Below are 19,252 nucleotides of genomic sequence, written 5' to 3'. Positions count from 1 at the left end.
GCTTACATATTTAAAAAGGATTTACAGCAGATATTTCATCTGTGCATTATTTGAAAATTATCTATATAATAAAAATTATATTTATTAAGGAGCAGACAAATAATGACAAAAACACTTACTGGAGCACCATTCAAAGCCGATCACGTCGGAAGCTTCCTTCGTCCCGAACGACTAAAACAAGCACGTCTTCAAAAAGAAAACGGAGAAATCACAGCGGAACAGCTTCGTGCCATCGAAGATGTAGAAATTATTAAATTAGTAGAAAAACAAAAAGAAGCAGGTCTTTCCGCTGTAACTGATGGGGAATTCCGCCGTGCATGGTGGCATTTCGACTTCCTAGCGGGCCTTGAGGGCGTTGAGCTTTATGAAGCTGAGGCAGGAATTCAATTTCACGGTGTCCAAACAAAAGCTCACGGACTAAAGGTGAATGGCAAACTAGACTTCGGTCCGCATCCATTTATCGAAGACTATAAATTCTTGCACAGCATCAAGGGTGACCATGTCGCAAAATTCACGATTCCAAGTCCAAATATGCTCTTTTTTAGAGGAGTTATTGAGGAAGCAGTTTATCCAAACAAAGATGAGTTCTTTGATGATTTAATTAAAGCCTACCAAAAAGCAATTCAGGCATTTTACGAGGCAGGCTGCCGTTATTTGCAGCTTGATGACACTTCCTGGGCAGTGTTCTTTTCCGAGAAAGGCCATCAACAAATTGCCGATAAGGGCTATACACCAGAAGAATTAATTAAAATTTTCACCCGTGCCATCAATGAATCGATTGCTAACAAACCAGAAGATATGGTCATCACGATGCATATCTGCCGCGGGAACTTTAAATCGACATACACAGCAAGCGGCGGTTATGATAACGCTTCTGAATATATCTTTGGCGAACTGAAGCTTGATGGCTTGTTCTTAGAATTTGATGATGAGCGCTCTGGCGGGTTTGCACCGCTTCAACACGTTAATCGGAAAGATTTACAAATTGTTCTTGGTCTAATTACATCGAAGTTCGGTGACCTAGAAGACCCGGAACGAATCAAAGCCCGTATTGCAGAAGCTGCAAAGTATGTAGACTTAGACCAGCTATGCCTAAGTCCGCAATGCGGATTCTCTTCTACCGAAGAGGGAAATCTATTAACAGAGGAACAGCAATGGGATAAAGTTAGACATGTGATTTCGATTGCGAATGATGTGTGGAAATAAGAGAAATTCGAAAGCGCGGGGGCGTTCCTTTGCTTCCGTTGTCCGTGGTATCAACTATCCTAATATCTATATTTACACAAAAGGCAAGGGCTGCCACCCTTGCCAAAAGTTTTATAAAATTATATGAATTCTCACCCATTTAAAAGGCCTTTTTCTTCAATTCCACTTTTTTTATTTAATCCCATCGAAACCAAAAGACCAATAAGTGAGAAAATGAATAAGGCTACATAAAGTGTACTTGTACCCACTACAATACTTACGACCACAGATGCCATCATACCACCTATATATCTAAATGTTGAATAGATACCGGAAGCAACTCCAGATTTCTCCTTCGATACAGATTCCATACTTGCAGCTTGCATAGAGGCAACGCCAATACCTGCTGAGAAGCCACCGAAAATTAGAACGATCATTACATATATATAGGATGGATCACTTGTAAACCCAAAGTATAACAAAGCAGTAAAGGATAATAAAATGAAAGACAAGACGATAACTTTTCCTTTGCCTAATTTATTTGCCAATCTTCCACCAAGCCATGAAGAAAGTGACATAGCAAGCGAAAAATAAAATAATAAAGCCCCAATGGAATTAAGGCTAAAGTTATATGACTCTAATAAAATGGGAATAAAAAGTACTGTACTATACATAACAAAGTTATTAATTAAAATTGATATATTTGCACTGGAGAATTGTAAGTTCTTAAACATTCCAAACTCGATTAGTGGAGATTTCGCAGCTCTCTCTTGATAAATGAATACAGCAATTGTAACCCCTAACACCAAAATAGTTAAAATATTGATATACTCGCTTTTAGAGAGCATTAGTGTAAAAAGAGTTAAAATAATGCCTAGACAAAAAGAACCAACCATGTCTAATGAGTGTTTTTTTGTTTCATTCACCCTTGGAACAGTAAACCAACTTAGTATAATAGAAACCAATAAAAATGGAACATTAACCCAAAATATAGCTTTCCAACTAAACAAACTAATCAATCCTGCACCAAGAAGGGGGCCAATTGCTGCGCCTAATCCCATTGAAAGACCGAAAAAACCAAATACGTTATTTAGTTTATCTCTAGGCATAACGTGCCTTATAACAGCAGTTGCGTTGGGTGTAGCTAAAGCACCGCCTAAAGCCTGCAATGACCGGAAAATAATAAGTGAAATTAAATTAAAAGCAAAGGTACATGCAATGGAAAAAACGAAAAATAATATAAATCCTATCAGCATGACCTTTTTATTCCCATATATATCACCTAATTTACCTGCTATCGGTTGAGCTACTGCCATTATAATCAGGTAAATGGTAACTACCCATGTAATATTAGCAACAGAAACCTTTAAATCGGATGATATGATCGGTAATCCAACGGCTATCATAGTAGAATTAACAGGAACCAAAAAGGTCCCTGTTAATATAGCGCCTAAAATAAGATTATGATTAGTTTTGTTCATGGATGATAACTTCTCCCTTTGTACCATCCACCGTTATCATATCGCCATCTTTAAGTATAGTTGTTGCGATCTTTGTTCCAATAACACAAGGAACATTGTACTCCCTTGCAACAGTAGCAGCATGGGATAAAATTCCACCTACATCAGTAACAAGTGCCCCCGCTAAATTAAACAATACAGTCCAAGGTGGGGTTGTTGTTTTACAAACCAGAATGTCACCCTTTTTAATCTTACCAAATTCACTCTGGGTACTAACAATCTTTACCGTTCCTGTGTAAATACCTTGGCAGCCTGAATATCCTGTAAAAGTTTTTAATTCTTCATTTAGCTTAGACGTTTTCGTACCAAATACCCGCTCTACGATTGGATCAACTGGACCTTCGGGTGGGTTACCGAAAAATGGAGCAGGCGCATTGGCTTCATTTTTCTTGTGTTCTTCTCTTCTTTTCTTAATTAAGTCATAAGACGGCTTAGGATTTCTTAGAAGTTCAACTAATTCATCTAAATACAGGAATACAACATCCTCGTTATTTTCAATGACAGAGTGGTTAACTAATGTATGCCCCACATTTAAAATAAATGGACGAGCCTTTGCGGGCAGCATAGCATCAATATAGAAATGATGATCCTCGTCTATTCCCCACATTTTTAATGCCATATTATGAAGAGCTTTAAATGTTTCTTTGAGCTCCCCCTCCGGCATTTTCGAAAGTACTTCCTCCACTTTCTTTTCTCTTTTTGAGATAACTTCCTGAAGTTCAGCTTCAAAATCAAAGTCCTTCTCAAGATAGTTTTTAATAACTTTTAAAGCATGATAAGGATTTTCTACCCAAGTTTCGTCTGCAAATTCATGGCTGTTTGCTGTACGATAACCATATTCCTCAAGGAATAATTGAACAGACGATAAAAAATGTCTACCTTCTTCGGAGATCTGTAGTGCTTCTTGTAATTGTGCACTATCTGTATCATGAAATAGTTTTGATAATATCTCTGAATCTTTTACAATCAAAGAAAGTTTCCATAGTTCTCTATCCGTTTCCATTGACTTATGCATTGTACCTAATAACAAATCATAAACTTCTGTTGTATTTTTTGTATTCAATAAGGCACCATAAACCTCTTCAAGAGCCACGCCTATTGACAATCTTGGCATGACCACCTCAAAATGAATGGACCAAATTTCTTTGAACATTTCATACAGCTCTATTACTTTCTCTTCTGCATCCTTTAACGTTAGGTTTTGGTCTTTATACTCGTTTAAGCGATGATAAAAAGGTAAAAGTGTATTTTTAACATGTTCATCAAGAATCTCAGTCAATCTTGGAAATACTGGTTTCATTGCCTCTTGGTGCGCTTCTAGGCGAACCTCTAAATTATCATGCATTCGAACTGTTTGATAGTAATAGCCGTTGGTCATCTTCACATGAAATTGTTTAACAGGCAATTGGAGCTTTTCAAAGGCTTTTAACGTTCCTTCTGATACGGCAGGGGCTATATAAGAAGAAAATAACGGTGTTAATGGTTTTTGAAAGTGAGCACCATCCAGTTCCCAAAATACATTCTTCTCTTCATCAGCTAAAAATAAATTCTTTTTAAAATCCTTAAATTCTAAGTTGTTTATAAATGTACTCATGATGCTTTCCCCCCTTTTAATGTCGTGATTGGCCTTGATTGCAAGATGAAAATTTGATGATTATTTATAGCAAACTCAATATCTACTGGATATTGGTAATAAGCTTCAATTTCCTTTGTAACATCCGTTAACTGATGGATTAAATCCTCTTCTAAACAAAATACTTCCTGTTGTTCAATAGGTACATCAACGGTTTCGTTTCCGCTCTCGGCAGGAATAATTTGAATTTCCTTTAGTCCTAGTTCCTTCATAATATGATTGCTTTGTTTATTAATAATGAACATATCTGGTGTGACGCTGCCATCAACAATGGCCTCACCTAAACCATAACTAGCATTTATAAGAATTTCGTTTTGGTTATGTGTCACTGGGTTTGTACTGAAGATAACACCTGAAACATCTGCGTTAACCATCCCTTGTACGAGGACCCCCATTTGAACATCGGAAAGTGAAATGCTGTTATTTTTGGCATAATCCAGTACATAGGATGAAAAATAGGACGCCCAGCATCGCTTTATGCTATGTAAAAGTTCTTCCAGAGTTCTTACGTTCAAAATTGTCTCATATTGTCCAGCGAATGATGCGCCTTCAAGATCCTCTAGTGCAGACGATGAACGTACCGCAACTGCATAGTTCGAACTTTTCTTCAAAGCTTCAAACTTCTCTGCAATGGTTAATTCCATATTAGCAGGGAATTTAGCATGGATGATTTCATCTTGAACGTTTTCATTGCTTGTTGTATTAATATGGTTGAATGAAAGAAACTCCTTAAATGCGTCCGAAGTGACTACGTAACCATCTGGAATATTATTTAAAATTCTTTTAATTTTTGACAGATTCATTGCCTTAGAACCTATTAAGGTATGATCATAGTTAATTGCATTTGATAAGGAAACTAATGACAAATTACAATACCCTCCTATTTGATTCATTATTTTTTGTTTTGTAAACAATACGTAAATATGTAAATTTCATGTAAACACTATGTAAATAGTACCATTTATTCAGATATTTAGGAACCCCTTTTCTCTATCAATTCATTACCTAAGAACTAACTGATAAGGTACAAAAGGAGGGTTAAAATACAGAGCCAAAAGATAAAAAAACTGCCTTGAATACGCCAAGGCAGGTTTGATTGCATTCTATAATATTTGGTTCAAAAACCTTTTCGTCCGTTCATGTTTTGGATGGACAAAAATATCATTTGGATGGCCTTCTTCAATAATATTTCCGTCTGCCAGCATAATGACTCGGTCGGCCACTTCTTTCGCAAATCCCATTTCATGGGTCACAATCACCATCGTCATCCCGTCACGTGCGAGATCCTTCATTACCTGCAGCACTTCACCAACAAGTTCAGGATCCAACGCTGAAGTCGGTTCATCAAAAAGCATCACTTTTGGTTCCATCGCTAATGCTCTCGCGATCGCTACCCGCTGCTTTTGCCCGCCGGATAATTGTTCAGGATAGTAGTTGGCTTTATCCTCTAAGCCTACCTTTTTAAGAAGGGCCATGGCTTTGGAAGTCGCGGCTTCCTTTGTTTCCTTTCTGACAAACATCGGTGCTTCGATAATATTTTCGATAACTGTTTTATGAGGAAAAAGATTGAAATGCTGAAACACCATTCCTACCTTTTCTCTTACTTTATTTAAGTTTGTTTTTGCGAGGTCTATTTTTTCAGAATCAATGATAATGTCACCGCTCTCTGCCACTTCTAAAAAATTGAGGCAGCGAAGCAGCGTACTTTTACCAGAGCCGCTGGCACCGATCAGAACAACGACCTCTTTCTCTTCTACACTTAAGTTAATCTGTTTTAATACGTCAAGCTTACCAAAGGATTTTGAAAGATGGCTAATTTCAATCATGCGATTACTGCCTCCTTAGGTCTGCTGACATCCATTTTCTTTTCAATCCGATTAGCAACCCATGTGAAAATCAGAACGATAATCAAATAATAGACGCCGACAACAAAGTACGTTTCAAATGGCATATAGTTTTCACCTTGGACACTAAGAGCCGTGTTATATAGGTCCGTCACGGCAATATAGGCAACAAGGGAAGAATCTTTTAAGCCAATAATAAACTGATTGGCTAAAGACGGAATTGCTCTTTTGAAAGCCTGCGGGAAAATAATTCTCCTCATCGCAAGAGAATAGGACATTCCGAGTGACCTTGCCGCCTCCATCTGTCCGCGGTCAATGGATTGCACCGCTCCTCTAAAAATTTCCGCAATATAGGCTCCTGTATGTACACCTAATGCCAGAGCCCCTGCCGTGAAGCTGTCCAGGTTCACGATATTGGCAAGTCCATAATAAAGGAACATAATCTGAACAATGAGAGGCGTTCCACGAATAATACCTATATAGATATCGGCAATGCGATTTAGTATTTTACTAGAGGAAATTTTAAAGCCCGCGAAAATTATACCAATCACCATGGCAAATAATAGCGAGATGGCCGTTATCGCGATGGTCATCCAAGAAGCTTTCAAAAAAGCAATTCCGTGTTCACTAAAAATACTGATAATATTTTCAATAAATATCATGATGCGTACCTCCTTCGTTGAATCGTGCAAGCACCCACATCAGGTGCTTACACTAAAATCTTTGATCCTGTCTTACTTTTCCATGATGTTTGTATTAAACCATTTCATACTGATTTTTTCATACGTCCCATCGTTAATCATTGATTGGATAGCTTCGTTGATTTTATCAGCGAGCTCTTTGTTTCCTTCAGCTACCGCTACACTGACACGGTCTTCATTCAATAAATCGCCAATGGCCTTAATTTTTAAGCCTTTTTCATTTTTAGCACTCACACCGACAATTTTATCCGTGATGACCGCATCTAAACGGCCAAGCGCCAAATCTTGAAGGGCGTTAACGTCAGTTGGATAGCCTTTCACTTGATCAGATAATTCATCGGCCATGTCTTTCCACGTACTAGCTTGAATAACACCAATTTTTTTGCCTTTTAAATCCTCTTTCGATTGAATCGCGGAATTGCCTTCCGCTACAAAAATCTGTGCACCAGATAAATAATATGGATTGGTGAAATCAACTTGCTTATCTCGCTCAGGTGTAGCAGTCATACTTCCAATAATGGCATCATATTTGTTTGCCTTTAATCCTTGGATAATCGTTTCCCATGGATTGGTTACAGGGTTGGCTTCAAGCCCAATTCTCTTAGCAATTTCTGTTCCAATTTCAACATCAAATCCAGTCAATTTACCGTCTTTCTTAAAGTTTAACGGTGGATACTGCCCGGTCATCGAGAATGTTAACGCACCTTTTTTCACTAACTCATGCTTAGAGCCACTTGCTTTTGCTGCCTTTTCTCCATCAGGCTTCTCCGTGCCGCAAGCAGATAAAATCAACATCATCGCCGCTGCTAATAAAAATGCAAACTTTTTCATAAAAATCCCCTCCTAGGTAATAAAAAAACACCGTCCATGTGAGTATGACGGTGTTCTACACACCCTCATCAGTTAGCATTGGTGAAGATAGTTCTCCACAATTCCAAGGAACTGTGACAGTTCTGCCCCTATTCGAGTGCAGACCCAGCTTTCTGAAAGCAGTGATTTCAGAAGCTTCGGCGATGGATCCTTTTTCCTATTTTCATAGATTTCACTGAATCTCCAATAGGATACTAATATCAATCGCGACCTCTACCCCATCTAATGCTTAAAGATGAGGATTTATATTTAGTTTAATGAAACAAGTTTTAGTATATATAAATATTCTTACTTTTGCAATAATATTTTTGATGTTATTTTTTATCAAAATTAAAGACTTGACGGGCTTTCTCTTCTGAGATACATTTTTTCTAAATACCAATTTACTAGAAAAGAAGGTCAGGCGTATGTTGCAATGTCGTGAGGATGTGCTGACATTCACGAAACAGCTTGTAAACATTGAAAGTGTCGTTAATACCAATGGCGAAAAGGCCATTGCACAGTCTTTATATTCTATGATTTCTTCTATTCCCTATTTTTCACAAAACCCTAGCCACCTAGTGTTAGAACAAACACTCAACGACGATCAAGAGCGTTATAATGTTCTTGCTTTTGTGAAAGGAACGAAGGGAACGAGCAGCCGCACGGTGATTTTGATGGGTCATATTGATACGGTTGGGATTGAAGATTTTAACCATTTAAAAGACCAGGCTTGCTTCCCAGACCAACTGATGGAGTCACTAAAAATGGAACAGCTGCCGGCTGCCGCTAAAGAACATTTAGACTCAGGCGACTGGTTATTTGGCCGCGGCGTCCTTGATATGAAAAGCGGGGTTGCCAGTCACTTATACCTCTTAAACTATTATTCCGAGCACCCTGAAGAACTAGACGGTAACATTGTTCTCTTATCGGAATGTGACGAAGAGGACAGCTCCCACGGTGTTCTTTCCGCATTGAAAACATTGAAACGCTGGAAAGAGGAACATGGGTTTACCTATGTAGCCGCGATTAATGCGGATTTCGTTTCACCAAGATACGAAGGCGACGAAAATCGCTATATCTACAAGGGGACCGTTGGAAAGCTGCTGCCATCTTTCTTTATTACCGGAGCAGAAACGCATGTAGGTTCCGCCTTTGAGGGACTCGATCCGAACTTTATTGCGGCCGAGCTGACCAGACAAATCAATTACAATCCGGAGCTTTGTAACGAAGCGTTTGGTGAAACCACCGTTCCTCCTGTTTCGTTAAAACAAACAGATTTGAAGCCTTCTTATACCGTTCAAACGGCCTTAGCTGCCTATGTTTATTACAATTTCTTTATTCATTCCTGGTCGCCAAAGGACGTGCTTGAAAAATTAAGGGAACAAGCGATAATTGCTTTTACCAATGCCCTGACTTCCTTCGAAGAAAGATATAAACAATACAGCACATTGAGCGGCGAACCCTATGTACAGCACCCTTGGAAACCTAGAGTGATGACGTACGAGGAAATGGAACAATTATTGGTTGAAGAGAACGGCGAAGCGTTCACGGCACATATGAGTCAATTTAAAGAACAGCTTTTAAAAAATACAGAACTAGATACGCGCATGTTTGCCGCAAAAGTGGTTGAGGAAGCTTGGAAATGGATGAATGATAAAAGTCCGGCCATCATTCTGTTTTACTCATCTCTGTACTCCCCACGAATTGAATTGACAGGGAAAACAACGGACGAGCTTGCTTTAATTACGGCCTTGGATGAAGCTGTGGAAGAGCTCCAGCCAAACTATCAACATCCGATGGTGACACGTAACTTTTTCCCTTATATCTCAGATATGAGTTTTGTTGCGCTAAGTGATGACGAAGCCGGTATTAATGCCGAATCAAACAATAACCCGGGCTGGGGCACCAAGCTCTTTGTAGACTACCAAGACATTCGCGATATCAATGTACCAGTAATCAATATCGGCCCTTATGGTCTAGATGCTCACAAGAAACTTGAAAGACTAGAAATGACCTACTCCTTTGAAATCGTACCAAATCTAACAAACCTCGTGATTCAGAAACTATTAAATCATTGAGGCCAAAAGCCTGTAGACTCGTCTGGTCTACAGGCTTTTTTGTTTTGCGGCACCGGCGCGATCGGAAAATAAGCGGAGTTTTTCCGGTTAAATGCAGAATGGAGCTCGTTTTGGGGTAAATAAGGGAAGTTTTTCCGGTTATTCAAAGCGAAATCCACCATTTTCGCGCTTTTCGAGTAAATAGGAGGAATTTCTCCGGCTATTTTGGTTATTTTTAATGATAATTTCTAAATAAGCGGAATTTTTCCGCTTATTTATCTGATCGGATGCTTAACATGATCCCCCAACCGATAAGAGCGGACCCTCTTGATCCCGGATGCAGGAATCAACATCTTTTTGTCGACTAGTTGAGAAAGTGCTTTTTTTTACCGTTTAAAGACTTGCGGAGTAGTTAATATAAAAAGAATAGTTAGAGAAGAATTTGAGGATAAAACTATCTTTAGTTTAATAGAAATTTGTCAATTTATATTTTATATTTCGACCATACCATTCTGAGACCAAGAGTTTAATATATTTTCCCCCAATGCCATTTCCAAGAATAATAAAAATAATAAATTTCATAAACAAAAAAAGAAAAAATGAATACGATAAATAGAGGTGATCTATTGGACAAGCACAAATTTAAAAAGGTAATTAAAAAAATGTCCAGGTATATAAATTCGTGTCTTCTCGGTCCCTTATCTCCTGCCGAAAGACGCGATAAAGCATTTGAAATTCGTATGGAGGCCGCGAAATTCTATAAGAATCAGCCGCTGGTCAACCATCGAAATAATGGGGATGAAGATAGGTATCCAAATAAAATAGCCAGTTATTCGAAAGCATTGCCGCATAATGAGTTAGGAGAGGTTAATCTCAAAGCATATCATAATTATTTAGAAGCTTTGAAATCAGGAGACTCGAAAGATTTTGAGAAGATTCCAATGGGTGGTGCTGCGAAGCTGGTAAATCCACAGTCTGCATATGCATATGACTTAGTCGGACCCGATAGTCATCAGCTGGTTCTTCACGCACCTCCAGACTTTAGCAGTGCTGATCTTGCTGGAGAAATGGTTGAGCTTTATTGGCAAGCACTTGCAAGAGACATTCCATTCAATGAATACGATAGCAACCAATTAACAAAGGATGCAGCCGCAGAACTTTCAGGTCTGCCTGTTTTTAATGGGCCAAAAATCAATGGACAAGTCACGACAGGTACATTGTTCCGCGGGAACTATCAAGGCAGCATAGAAGGGCCTTATATTTCACAATTTTTATGGAAAAATATCCCCTTTGTTTCTACTGAAATTATCCAACAATACAATACTATTTTGCCAGGGGATGACCATCTAACTTCCTATAGCGAATGGCTGGCCGTACAAAACGGCTCAAATCCTCATAACAAAAAGATGGATTCCGTACCCCGCTATATTCGCAATGGCCGGGATTTAGCCGAATGGGTACACAATGATAGTTCGATTGATAGCGGGTTAATGGCTTGTTACCTTTTGCTAAGCTATGGCAGTAAAGCATTAGATCCGGAAAATCCTTATTTTAACTCTGCCACACAAGTTGGATTTCCTACCTTTGGGGTCCCGCATATTTTGGACTTCATCACAAGAGCTTCACGTCCAGCCCTTGATGCAGTCTGGTTCCAAAAATGGCTCGTTCATCGCCGGTTCCGCCCCGAAGAATTCGGTGGTCGGATTCATAATAAGATGATGGGTGCTGATTACCCCATCAATCCAGTAGTTATGAATTCTGAAGCACTTATCCAAACGTTTAATAAATTCGGCACGTACTTGCTTCCTCAAGCTTATTCAGAAGGATGCCCAACTCACCCTTCTTATCCTTCCGGTCATGCCGCCTTTATTGGGGCGATGGTAACAATGATGAAAGCCTTCTTTGATGAATCGTATGAAATACCCGATCCGGTTGTAGCCAGTTCTGATGGTCTTCAACTCCTGCCTTACGATGGGAAGCTAACGCTAGGAGGGGAACTGAATAAACTTGCAGCAAATATTGCCATTGGGCGAACGATTGCTGGGGTTCACTACCGTAGTAGTGCGATCAATGGTATGTTACTTGGAGAAGCTGTAGCCATAGGAATCTTAAGAGATTACAAGCGAACCTATAATGAGAGTTTCAAAGGATTCTCTCTTACAAAATTTGATGGATCTAAAATAACGACCTGAGAATTTTGATGATTCTAAAGAATAGTTACACCAAATTTGGAAAACTATTATTTGTACTGAATGCTTCCAAACGATAATATTTAAACGATTAAGGCCACTCTGCAAATGGGAGTGGCCTTTTCTATTAGGGAGCGCAAAAATCCAATGCGTTTTCAGCATTCTTTCCAATCAACCGTTTGATACTCTATCCTATTCCTTTTTATTAGAAAAGGAACAAGCTTATCCAGCTCAGATTAATTACCAGTATTTTTCCAATAAATGTCGTAAATTTCGTAAAGTACGTCATAAGTAACCAAAATTATGTCATAAATCTCTTAAAATACGTCATAAGTGTCCGTCTTTATGTAATAAATCTAATCGAATGAGGAAAAAGGATCAGTCCCCGCTGCGTTAAAACAGCGGAGAACTGATCCTTTTTTCTATCACACTTTTTCACGGCATAATATACTATTAAGCATAATGTTCGCACCTTAACCGTAGTCTTCATAGGAAGTTAATTTATCCTCACGATGACTGTAGCCATTATTGAAACTTGGCACAAAAATCCTCTTAGTATGTAAGAGGCGATGAATGGTTGTCAATATGTTAAACATCTTTTGAAAACGTTTTACATTATGTCTGATGATTATAGGGTCATTACCCTTCACAATAAAGATAGATGAAACAAATTGTAAAGGAGTGACTCAGGATGGGAAATGTTCAAACAGGTGAAAATTTAGTCACGAAAGATGAGAAATACCTATGGCATTCAATGAAGCCGTATAACCCTCAAGCTACTAGCATCATTCAAAAAGCGGAGGGTGCTTGGCTGACAGATATTGATGGGAATCGTTATTTGGATGCCATGTCGGGACTATGGTGTGTAAATGTTGGGTATGGAAGAGAAGAAATTGCAAAAGCGGCATATGACCAGCTTCTCGAGAATAACTATACACCATTAACAAATGGGCATCCTACGGCGATTTTACTGGCTGAAAAAATCAGCGAGTTATTAGGTGGAGATTATGTAGTATTTTTCTCCAATAGCGGCTCTGAGGCAAATGAAACAGCCTTTAAAATCGTCAGGCAGTATTACCAGCAAAAAGGGCAAGGCAGCCGTTATAAAATTGTCTCTCGGTATCGCGCCTATCACGGGAACTCCATGGGAGCACTTGCCGCAACAGGGCAAGCTGAACGGAAATATAAATACGAACCATTAGCACCTGGTTTTATTCATGTGAAAGCCCCGGATCAATATCGCTCCAATGAGGATGGATTTACGAATCCAACCGATTTACCTTCTGTTAAAGCAGTAGACGAAATCATGACATGGGAACATTCAGAAACGATTGCGGCGATGATATTGGAGCCGATTATTACAGGCGGCGGGGTCATTATGCCTCCAGATGATTACTTAAAGGGTGTAAAAGAAGTGTGCGAGAAGCATGGTGCCTTATTAATTGTCGATGAAGTCATCTGCGGCTTTGGACGGACAGGAAAAGCCTTTGGCCACCAACATTATGGGGTACAGCCAGACATTATTACCATGGCAAAAGGACTGACCAGCGCGTATATGCCACTTTCAGCAACGGCAGTCAAGAGAGAAGTTTATGAAGAGTTTACGAAAAGCGGAAATTATGACTTCTTCCGTCATATCAATACATTTGGGGGCTCCCCGGCGGCATGTGCCGTGGCTTTAAAAAATTTAGAAATTATGGAACGAGAAAATCTATTTGAGCAATCTACCGAAATGGGTGCGATTTTAATAGAAGAATTAAAAACTAGAATAGCACAACATCCACATGTTGGTGATATTCGCGGAAAAGGATTGCTGGTTGGAATCGAGCTAGTCGAAGACCGTGAGACAAAAAACCCTTTAGCTGTAGAAAAGGTCAATCAAGTGATTGCAAAGTGTAAAGAGCAAGGACTCATTATTGGAAAAAATGGTGTAACCGTCGCAGGATACAACAACGTATTAACCTTATCTCCACCATTGAATATTACGTTAGAGGAAAAGGATTTTATTCTAGCAAAATTGGTTCAAGCCATTGAATCTTTATAATCGAAAGGAGAACGAATAGATGACAAACATAACTGACGTGAAAGAACTTACGCATTTTATTGATGGAAAAATGACCAAGGGTGAAAGCGGCCGTTTTTCAGAAGTATTCAATCCGGCAACAGGCGATGTCATTGCCAAAGTACCGTTAGCTTCCTCTAATGAAGTGAAGGGCGCCATAAAAAAGGCAGAAGCTGCCTTCCCGGCATGGCGTGATCTCTCCGTGGCGAAACGCGCAGAAATCGTCCTGAATTTCCGAAACTTACTAAAGAAAAATCAAGATAAGGTAATCGAATTAATTTGCACCGAAAGCGGGAAAACAGACGAAGATGCACAGGGTGAAATTACGCGTGGATTAGAATCAGTAGATTTAGCGATGAATGCGCCCCATTTCATGAAGGGTGAATATTCCGTAAATGTAGGGGGACAAATTAATGCCTATTCAGCTAAATATCCACTTGGTGTAGTGGCCGCCATCTCTCCTTTTAATTTTCCCATCATGGTGCCATTAGCGCAAACAAGCATGGCAGTAGCTGTTGGAAATGCGGTTATTTTAAAAGCTTCTGAACGTGTACCTATGACCGCTTTATATATATGTGAATTATGGAAAGAAGCTGGCCTTCCAGATGGAATTTGGACAGTAATCAATGGCGATAAAGAGGCAGTAAATGAACTTCTTGAAAATTCAGCTGTGCAAGCCATTTCCTTCGTTGGATCTACACCAGTAGCCCACTATATTTATGAAACGGGCGCTAAATACGGCAAACGTGTGGTTGCCTTAGGCGGCGGTAAGAATAATATGGTCGTTATGCCTGATGCTGATTTAGAACAAGTAGCGAATGCTTTCATTAGTGCAGGGTACGGCGCTGCCTCCCAACGCTGTATGGCCATTTCTACATTAATGCCGGTCGGGCAAGAAACGGCGGACCGCTTAGTAGAAATTTTAAAAGAAAAGGTTAGCCGCTTAAAAGTTGGTGCTTTTACAGACGGTGCAGATTACGGCCCCGTTATTTCCAAGCAAGCAAAAGCAAACATCTTAAAAGCAATTGACTTCAGTGAAGAAGAAGGGGCAACCCTCGTTTGTGATGGCCGTAATCAAGACATTACCAAAAATGACGGAGGATTCTTCCTGGCACCAACATTGCTTGATCATGTAAAACCAGGTATGAAAATTTATGATGAAGAAGTTTTCGGCCCTGTTCGTAATATTGTCCGTGTGGATTCTTTAGAAGAAGCAATCCAATTAATTAATCAGCAAGAATTAGCCAATGGTGTTACCATCTATACCAATAATGGGCTGGCAGCCAGAAAATTCACGACTGAAATTGATGTAGGAATGGTCGGGGTGAATGTACCAATTCCAATTCCAGTAGGCTTTCATAACTTTGCTGGTTTTAAGGGCTCAAGATTTGGCGACGGGCAAATGTTTGGCCCAGATCAAGCACGGTTCTATACAAAGACCAAAACAGTTTCAGAACGCTGGTTATCATCAAGTGATAATAGTGATCTATCCTTTGCATTCCCTAGCAATAAATAACACAGCCAGTTAGAAAAACAGTGCCTGTCACTCAACTTATGAAGAAAAACCTACAAAAATAAAAGTTAATTTTAGTAATTGCGCCGATTTCAAATTTGTAAAAGTTCCGATTTGAGGTGCATTAATAAAAAAATGCACAGAAATGACAGTCCTTTTGACATCGTAAATGGCATAAAAAAAGCAAAACTCGCCCCAAAATTGGCGAGTTTTCTTTGTTATAAAATTCCGGTTCTTTTTAAACTAACGCATGCGCTAGTTGAATAAGAAAATCCTTTATATTCAGTAATCTGTTTAAATAAATACTCTAATTATCAATAAAAGATGACCTTTTTGTAGAAGTTCATCTTTTGATATTTAAATAAAACTTACCTATTATTAACTTCATACGCTGTTCTAACTCCTGCTTCAATCGCGCCTTGAATCCAACCTGGTGTAGTAGATGAATGTGATCCTGCGAAATGAATTCTCCCTTCTGGTGTACTAATATGTTGACCTAATTCTTTTGTTTGGTCGGGTTTAAACATGACAAATGCTCCTCCATAATAAGGAAATTCAGACCAATTATGTGAATATCCTATTAAAAACTCCGTAAACACTTGATTTCCAAATATATACGAAAGATTATATAAAGCAATTTTAATACGTTCTTGTTGTGTCATATTATCCCAAATACTAGAATCGTCTTCCCATGTGTAGCTAGCTAACATAATCCCTGTACTGTCCGATGATTCTTGACCATGACTAGGAAAATATGCAAACTTGATTGGTAAATCGGTTGTTATTTTCCCTCCATATAACCCATATTTTTCCCAAAACCTAGTTTTAAATTGAAGTCCTATTTTAGTTGAATTTGCATAATGTATCTTTCTAATAACTTTCCTCTTGTCATATGAAATAGACTCAAAGGGAAGTAAATCTACGAAATTCAATAAAGAAAAAGGAATTGTTGAAATTACAAAGTCGCTTGTAAGTTGATGCTCAGTATTTAGTATTTGATTTTCTGTATAGATTGTTACGTTTGATTCTTGTTGAATAATTTTTTTTACTCTTTGATTAGTAATAATATCGTCTTTTAGTTGTGGTAAAAATCCATTAATAAGATGATCAGTACCCCCTGAAATTTCATAAAGTTTTAGGTTCTTTGTAAGGAGTACTAAAACTTCTCTTAATATTGCAGTAAATGCAAGTTCAGAAAATCCTTCTAATCCGACCATCGTTTCAATCATATCGATTGCTTCAGCAGATAAGGATACACCCACAGGGTTATATTTTAAAAAGTTAGCCATTGATAAATGATCATACCTATTAATAACTATATCCCAATTTTTTTCGGGATCTTGGTTTATAAAATCAATAACTGGACCAACTGCTAATAATAGTAACTCTGTTGCAGTTTTTCCTTTTTCACTTGGGTAGACTTTATATCTTAATTGGTCTGGATTTGTTCTATAATTTTTTTCATTTGTTAATATATTATTGATGTAAATCAGATCATTAGGGGTGCTATTAATAAATTCGTTGACTTGTAAATTAAATTTTTTTATATATTCAAAAACTAAATGGTGAGATGAAGGTATACGCATTGCCCCAAGATCTATATATTGATTATTAATAAAAGGTTCCCTTTTTGTGTAAATTCTTCCGCCAATTCTGTTATTTGCTTCAATAATGGTAACCCGATGTCCAGCTTCTTTTAAGAGTGAAGCAGCAACTAAACCAGATATCCCAGCACCTATAATGGTTACATCCTTTGGTGAATTCGTTTTTTGTAACCCATTTTGAATTATGTAAATCATTTGCTCCATAGAAAGCAGTAATTTTTGTATCAAAGATATCACCTCTACTTCCCAAAAAATACCTACCAATAAAATGTTTATTCGGTAGTAAATCGAAGTAGACTATTAACTAGGATTAAATTCATTAATCATACTACATGATGGACGTTTAACCGATTCCTTCTTTTACTAACCTGCCCCGTTTGTGAAACAACTTAAAGGAAAGTACCTCCTTTATGTCGAATCCTATAGGTAAAGGGGATGACCCAATGAATAAAGTTGAATTATTAAAGAAACTACACAATGCCAGTCGAAGTAATTTGTTTTCAACAGAGATTCCTAAAGCTACAAATGAAGATGTAAAAAAGATTGAAGAATTGGTTGGAGAATTAGTTAGTGAAGGAAAAATCAAGTTAAGAGAATGTGTACTACGAGAATACTCAGTTTATTTACACGGAATAATTAAGTATGCATCCGAATAATCGGGTGCTTTTTTTTTGGGGTGAAACACAAGCGGTTTTCAAGGTATTTAATTTTTCAACCCCGCTGTCGCAACATCCTTACTTTACCCCTTGGTTCAATAAATCCCTAAGATTAATTAGGTCATTTTTGAGTCACCTTTACTACACCGATAGCTAAAATTTCCTATGATATCTTAAACTAACTCACCTTTATTTCTTCATATTCACTATCCTGCATCCCTAGTTCAATAAGAAACAGCCGCCAAGTATGGCAGCTGACTATCAGTTCTTCTATATAAAAGCATCTTCGTACTTAGAATTAATGATTATTTTTCATTCCTATAATGAGAGTTTCAATCTGTTCTTGTGAAAGTTGCTCCCGTTCAATCTCCACATCTTTCCCTCCACCAATCCAAACTAGATCATCATGATTTGACAAAGGTTTTCTTCCTCTTGGTACAGATTCTGTGTATTTTTCCCACACATCATTAATCTTAGCAAGTGATACATCACCTCTTTTCATCGTCAAACCACCTATACTTTTCGGCATCAGCAAACCACTTATAAAGTGTTTTTTTGAGAAATAAAAATCTTCTTCCATTTATTCATCTCCTTAATACTTAATAGTATATGTAAATTACGTCAATTAATCATTTATGAATTTACATTGTTCTTGTTTAACTATCCTGCTCCGTTAGTGGAACAAGTCCTTTTGTTCTATTGCACATTTTCCTCGAAGAATGCAATTACGAATAGTAAATGGTTTTTTTATACAAACTATACTTATTACTAAAGGGAGGTCCTGTTATGCGTGATAATACCAATTTGGCTGTTTTTGTCTTTTTTTCACTTTTAGGCTTTGTAGCAACAATTATTTTTAGCAGTGTCATAATATCTCAAAATAACCAAATTAAATCAAAACTTGAAAACGCAAAGCAAACGTGATTCCTTTCAAGAAAAACTTGAGGGGATTTTTTATGTCATAATATCGTTCAAATGCGTCCTATTCTTCAACTCCCGTAAGCACAACAAGAAATAGTACAGGATGATCGGCGTAAGCAGCGAGCTGCGCTTCATAGAAAAAATGAAATTGTATCCTGAGAAGAGCTGCCGCTAGTAATAAGAGCCGTCCAATGATTAAGGATAGGCCCCCAATCCAGCGCCCAGGGAACCAAAAATTAGTATTATCTCTTTCAGGGGATGAGTTTTCTTGTAGTTTATGATGCATAAACACTTCCACCACCAAAACTTTGTTTTAATTGTTTCACTCCTTCTTTTCCCCCCTTTAACTTTGATTTTACTTTGGAAGGAACTGTCTCCCTTTATTAACTCATCGATACTGATTTCAAATAATTCGCTTAGCCTAATATTAATTTTATTATTTCAAAAAAATTTATTAACTTGTATATTGTTCATTTAAAAGACATGTGTTACTATTAACTCAAAGCTTAGTTTAT

The 19,252-nt window shown here is 38.0% G+C and carries 16 protein-coding genes and 1 riboswitch; of the genes, 7 read left to right on the top strand and 9 right to left on the bottom strand.

The window, feature by feature from the left end; genetic code table 11:
• Nucleotides 1-102: 102 nt before the first annotated feature.
• Entirely contained in the window at nt 103-1,206 is a 1,104-nt protein-coding gene (locus M3610_RS19915) for a 5-methyltetrahydropteroyltriglutamate--homocysteine S-methyltransferase (protein ID WP_251461739.1), read from the top strand.
• Nucleotides 1,207-1,337: 131 nt separating this feature from the next.
• On the opposite strand, the gene M3610_RS19910 is transcribed toward M3610_RS19915, so the two are convergent.
• The 6 genes from M3610_RS19910 to M3610_RS19885 all read right to left on the bottom strand — a co-directional run bounded on the left by M3610_RS19910 (nt 1,338) and on the right by M3610_RS19885 (nt 7,714).
• The gene (locus M3610_RS19910) at nt 1,338-2,666 is read right to left on the bottom strand and encodes an MFS transporter (RefSeq protein WP_251461736.1); all 1,329 of its coding nucleotides are present in this window, start codon (nt 2,664-2,666) and stop codon (nt 1,338-1,340) included.
• Nucleotides 2,653-4,299: a PEP-utilizing enzyme gene (locus M3610_RS28060; protein ID WP_285851379.1), complete on the bottom strand. Its 1,647-nt coding sequence runs from the start codon at nt 4,297-4,299 to the stop codon at nt 2,653-2,655. Before M3610_RS28060 ends, M3610_RS19910 begins: the two co-directional genes overlap by 14 nt.
• Complete coding sequence (locus M3610_RS19900; protein ID WP_251461733.1) at nt 4,296-5,204, bottom strand: PEP/pyruvate-binding domain-containing protein; 909 nt, start codon at nt 5,202-5,204, stop codon at nt 4,296-4,298. Before M3610_RS19900 ends, M3610_RS28060 begins: the two co-directional genes overlap by 4 nt.
• Nucleotides 5,205-5,441: 237 nt before the next feature.
• Nucleotides 5,442-6,164 carry an amino acid ABC transporter ATP-binding protein gene (locus tag M3610_RS19895; protein WP_251461729.1) on the bottom strand — a complete coding sequence of 241 codons (723 nt, stop codon included), beginning with the start codon at nt 6,162-6,164 and terminating at the stop codon, nt 5,442-5,444.
• The gene (locus M3610_RS19890; RefSeq protein WP_098576875.1) at nt 6,161-6,844 is read right to left on the bottom strand and encodes an amino acid ABC transporter permease; all 684 of its coding nucleotides are present in this window, start codon (nt 6,842-6,844) and stop codon (nt 6,161-6,163) included. The genes M3610_RS19895 and M3610_RS19890 overlap by 4 nt, the downstream gene beginning before the upstream one ends.
• Before the next feature lie 72 nt (nt 6,845-6,916).
• Complete coding sequence (locus M3610_RS19885) at nt 6,917-7,714, bottom strand: ABC transporter substrate-binding protein (protein WP_251461727.1); 798 nt, start codon at nt 7,712-7,714, stop codon at nt 6,917-6,919.
• A gap of 80 nt (nt 7,715-7,794) precedes the next feature.
• Nucleotides 7,795-7,977, bottom strand: a riboswitch (Lysine riboswitch).
• Nucleotides 7,978-8,160: 183 nt separating this feature from the next.
• Between M3610_RS19885 and M3610_RS19880 the strand changes: the two genes are divergently transcribed.
• From M3610_RS19880 to M3610_RS19865, 4 genes are all read left to right on the top strand, one after another.
• Nucleotides 8,161-9,813, top strand: coding sequence for a M20/M25/M40 family metallo-hydrolase (locus M3610_RS19880; RefSeq protein WP_251461723.1), 1,653 nt, complete (start codon nt 8,161-8,163; stop codon nt 9,811-9,813).
• A gap of 605 nt (nt 9,814-10,418) precedes the next feature.
• Nucleotides 10,419-11,984, top strand: a complete 1,566-nt coding sequence (locus tag M3610_RS19875; RefSeq protein WP_311315842.1) for a vanadium-dependent haloperoxidase — start codon at nt 10,419-10,421, stop codon at nt 11,982-11,984.
• A 688-nt stretch (nt 11,985-12,672) separates the two neighbouring features.
• The gene (locus M3610_RS19870; protein ID WP_251461721.1) at nt 12,673-14,025 is read left to right on the top strand and encodes an aspartate aminotransferase family protein; all 1,353 of its coding nucleotides are present in this window, start codon (nt 12,673-12,675) and stop codon (nt 14,023-14,025) included.
• Between the two features lie 19 nt (nt 14,026-14,044).
• Nucleotides 14,045-15,559: a CoA-acylating methylmalonate-semialdehyde dehydrogenase gene (locus M3610_RS19865; protein WP_251461718.1), complete on the top strand. Its 1,515-nt coding sequence runs from the start codon at nt 14,045-14,047 to the stop codon at nt 15,557-15,559.
• 365 nt (nt 15,560-15,924) lie between these two features.
• Here the strand turns inward: M3610_RS19865 and M3610_RS19860 are convergent, their stop codons facing one another.
• A complete protein-coding gene (locus tag M3610_RS19860; protein WP_251461850.1) occupies nt 15,925-17,364 on the bottom strand; it encodes a flavin monoamine oxidase family protein in 1,440 nt (479 codons plus the stop codon).
• Between the two features lie 239 nt (nt 17,365-17,603).
• Between M3610_RS19860 and M3610_RS19855 the strand changes: the two genes are divergently transcribed.
• Nucleotides 17,604-17,816, top strand: coding sequence for a hypothetical protein (locus M3610_RS19855; protein WP_251461710.1), 213 nt, complete (start codon nt 17,604-17,606; stop codon nt 17,814-17,816).
• A 298-nt stretch (nt 17,817-18,114) separates the two neighbouring features.
• Here M3610_RS19855 and M3610_RS19850 read toward each other — a convergent pair whose 3' ends face one another.
• Nucleotides 18,115-18,396: a hypothetical protein gene (locus tag M3610_RS19850; protein WP_251461707.1), complete on the bottom strand. Its 282-nt coding sequence runs from the start codon at nt 18,394-18,396 to the stop codon at nt 18,115-18,117.
• A gap of 206 nt (nt 18,397-18,602) precedes the next feature.
• On the opposite strand from M3610_RS19850, the gene M3610_RS19845 reads away from it, so the two are divergent.
• The gene (locus M3610_RS19845) at nt 18,603-18,740 is read left to right on the top strand and encodes a hypothetical protein (RefSeq protein ID WP_186328945.1); all 138 of its coding nucleotides are present in this window, start codon (nt 18,603-18,605) and stop codon (nt 18,738-18,740) included.
• A gap of 58 nt (nt 18,741-18,798) precedes the next feature.
• Here the strand turns inward: M3610_RS19845 and M3610_RS19840 are convergent, their stop codons facing one another.
• Nucleotides 18,799-19,023 (bottom strand): hypothetical protein, encoded by a 225-nt coding sequence (locus M3610_RS19840; protein WP_251461704.1) that lies wholly within the window; start codon nt 19,021-19,023, stop codon nt 18,799-18,801.
• Nucleotides 19,024-19,252 lie beyond the last annotated feature (229 nt).

Source organism: Neobacillus sp. MER 74 (assembly GCF_023714155.1).
Note: the sequence above shows the minus strand (reverse complement) of the source record. Positions and strands in the feature narration are given on the sequence as shown.

Coding starts and splice junctions, on each gene's coding strand:
- M3610_RS19915 (WP_251461739.1), top strand. CDS start 103: ATGACAAAAACACTTACTGGAGCACCATTCAAAGCCGATCACGTCGGA.
- M3610_RS19910 (WP_251461736.1), bottom strand. CDS start 2,666: ATGAACAAAACTAATCATAATCTTATTTTAGGCGCTATATTAACAGGG.
- M3610_RS28060 (WP_285851379.1), bottom strand. CDS start 4,299: ATGAGTACATTTATAAACAACTTAGAATTTAAGGATTTTAAAAAGAAT.
- M3610_RS19895 (WP_251461729.1), bottom strand. CDS start 6,164: ATGATTGAAATTAGCCATCTTTCAAAATCCTTTGGTAAGCTTGACGTA.
- M3610_RS19890 (WP_098576875.1), bottom strand. CDS start 6,844: ATGATATTTATTGAAAATATTATCAGTATTTTTAGTGAACACGGAATT.
- M3610_RS19885 (WP_251461727.1), bottom strand. CDS start 7,714: ATGAAAAAGTTTGCATTTTTATTAGCAGCGGCGATGATGTTGATTTTA.
- M3610_RS19880 (WP_251461723.1), top strand. CDS start 8,161: ATGTTGCAATGTCGTGAGGATGTGCTGACATTCACGAAACAGCTTGTA.
- M3610_RS19870 (WP_251461721.1), top strand. CDS start 12,673: ATGGGAAATGTTCAAACAGGTGAAAATTTAGTCACGAAAGATGAGAAA.
- M3610_RS19865 (WP_251461718.1), top strand. CDS start 14,045: ATGACAAACATAACTGACGTGAAAGAACTTACGCATTTTATTGATGGA.
- M3610_RS19860 (WP_251461850.1), bottom strand. CDS start 17,364: ATGGAGCAAATGATTTACATAATTCAAAATGGGTTACAAAAAACGAAT.
- M3610_RS19855 (WP_251461710.1), top strand. CDS start 17,604: ATGAATAAAGTTGAATTATTAAAGAAACTACACAATGCCAGTCGAAGT.
- M3610_RS19850 (WP_251461707.1), bottom strand. CDS start 18,396: ATGGAAGAAGATTTTTATTTCTCAAAAAAACACTTTATAAGTGGTTTG.
- M3610_RS19845 (WP_186328945.1), top strand. CDS start 18,603: ATGCGTGATAATACCAATTTGGCTGTTTTTGTCTTTTTTTCACTTTTA.
- M3610_RS19840 (WP_251461704.1), bottom strand. CDS start 19,023: ATGCATCATAAACTACAAGAAAACTCATCCCCTGAAAGAGATAATACT.